Source organism: Oleiphilus sp. HI0086, from assembly GCF_001635225.1.
Genome location: NZ_LWFZ01001295.1, coordinates 1 through 1,681, shown reverse-complemented (window position 1 = coordinate 1,681; position 1,681 = coordinate 1). Strand labels below are relative to the sequence as shown.

General features: G+C 43.1%; 3 protein-coding genes. 1 reads left to right on the top strand and 2 read right to left on the bottom strand.

The features are described from left to right. On the bottom strand, window positions 1–699 hold a 699-nt coding region (gene nhaA / locus A3756_RS22250; protein ID WP_068554675.1), incomplete at its 3' end, for a Na+/H+ antiporter NhaA. Between the two features lie 261 nt (window positions 700–960). On the opposite strand from nhaA, the gene A3756_RS22245 reads away from it, so the two are divergent. Next, on the top strand, window positions 961–1,287 hold the full coding sequence (locus A3756_RS22245) for a hypothetical protein (RefSeq protein ID WP_068515457.1): 327 nt from the start codon (window positions 961–963) through the stop codon (window positions 1,285–1,287). On the opposite strand, the gene A3756_RS22240 is transcribed toward A3756_RS22245, so the two are convergent. Next, the coding region (locus tag A3756_RS22240) for a LysR substrate-binding domain-containing protein (RefSeq protein WP_231875611.1) at window positions 1,271–1,681 on the bottom strand (411 nt) is incomplete at its 5' end. The genes A3756_RS22245 and A3756_RS22240 overlap by 17 nt on opposite strands.

Here is a 1,681-nt window from a genome sequence, read left to right as displayed (position 1 = left end):
CACGATGAAACCCGCTAGCGTAGCATGAACACCTGACTTGAGTACGGCTGCCCACACAACGATACCGACAATAATGTAAGCCGCTTGTTTGCTCACCTTGAATCGGTTCAACAGGCCTAGAACAAACAGACCTGAAATGGCAACGGCAAGAGAGGCTGTTGATAGGTCTTGTGAGTAAAAAATGGCAATAATGACTATCGCACCGATATCATCAAATATAGCAACCGAGAGCAGGAATAGCTTGAGGGTCAGTGGTAGGCTTTTGCCGAACAGACTAAATATACCTAAAGCAAAGGCGATATCAGTTGCCGATGGAATAGCCCAGCCTTGAAGTGCCGCCGGATTTTGTTGATTTAAGCTAACATAAACTAAAGCGGGAGCAATGATGCCCGCCACAGCGGCAATAGCAGGTAGTATTATCTGGTCTTTTGAAGATAAGTGGCCTTCAATAATTTCTCGTTTAACTTCTAGGCCGACCAAGAAAAAGAACAGTGCCATCAAGCCATCATTGACCCAAAGCAATAGCGGTTTAGCAATTTCAAAGGAGCCGAATTGAATGGTGACGGGTAAGTTAAGCACACCTTGGTAGAAACCATTGAAAGCTGTATTCGCCATGATGAGTGCCGCCAAAGCCGCGAGAATTAATAGAATTCCCCCTGCTGCGTCATGCTCAACCATTTCTCGAAAAACTTTTGTCATAGGTAGGTCCTTGCTTTAAATGATGAGAAGACATTTATATGCTTTTACCTAGCTATGAAAAAGTCGAATATTCAGCTCAATATGATCGAAAAAAACTGATCAATTTTTTTTGGATCTTTAACCAAACGGCTGGGGGAAAGCATGGATTTAAATTGCCACTCATAAATACTTCGGATACTTCGAAGTATTTATGAGTGAATAACTTATGGATACCTAGGGTAGTTGGTCGTTAGCATAGTAAAAAAACACGGAGTTGAAATTATGCTGTACCTAAATGTAAGTGAGCACGTAATGCGTAACTGGAGCAGAACAGTCGATCTTTACTATTCCTTTCACCTGAGTGGCATTAACACTGATATTGAATCAGTAAATCTGTTGATAGAGGAACGCCAACAAGAACATGATAATAGAGCTCTTTACTACTGTGAGCTGAATATTCACCCATGTGTAGGGGAGCACTTACAGCTAGCGGTAGAGAGCGAAAATTGTGGTGTCGCGATTGAACAGAGCTTTGCCAAAGCAAAACGTTATATGCTGCGCCGCATGCGCGGAATTTCAGATGAAGCGGCAGCTAAGATGCTTGGCTAATAGATGAAAAGCTTCGTCGTGCTGCATCGGTAATTGCAACGACAGCCGGATGTTTCAATTTTCGCTCTGGTGAAATAACAAAGAAGTGTTCGCTAACATTGTTTATCTCACCAATCGACTTAACGTTATACATGCGCTCAACTTGGCTTGCCATGGCTGATGGCGCAGGAAAAAAACCTGCACCGCCTTCGCCAAATGCTTTTAGCAATGCACTATCGTCAAACTCTGCGATGACATTTGGTGATATGTCTACCTGATCAAACCAATCATCCAAGCTTCTACGTAAAGCATGATCATTCAGAGGGAGAAGAACGGGTGCCTCATTTAGCAATTCAGGGAACTCTCCTGAATGTTGGTGCCGCAATTCGTCTGTGCCAAAGAAAGATAAGCTACT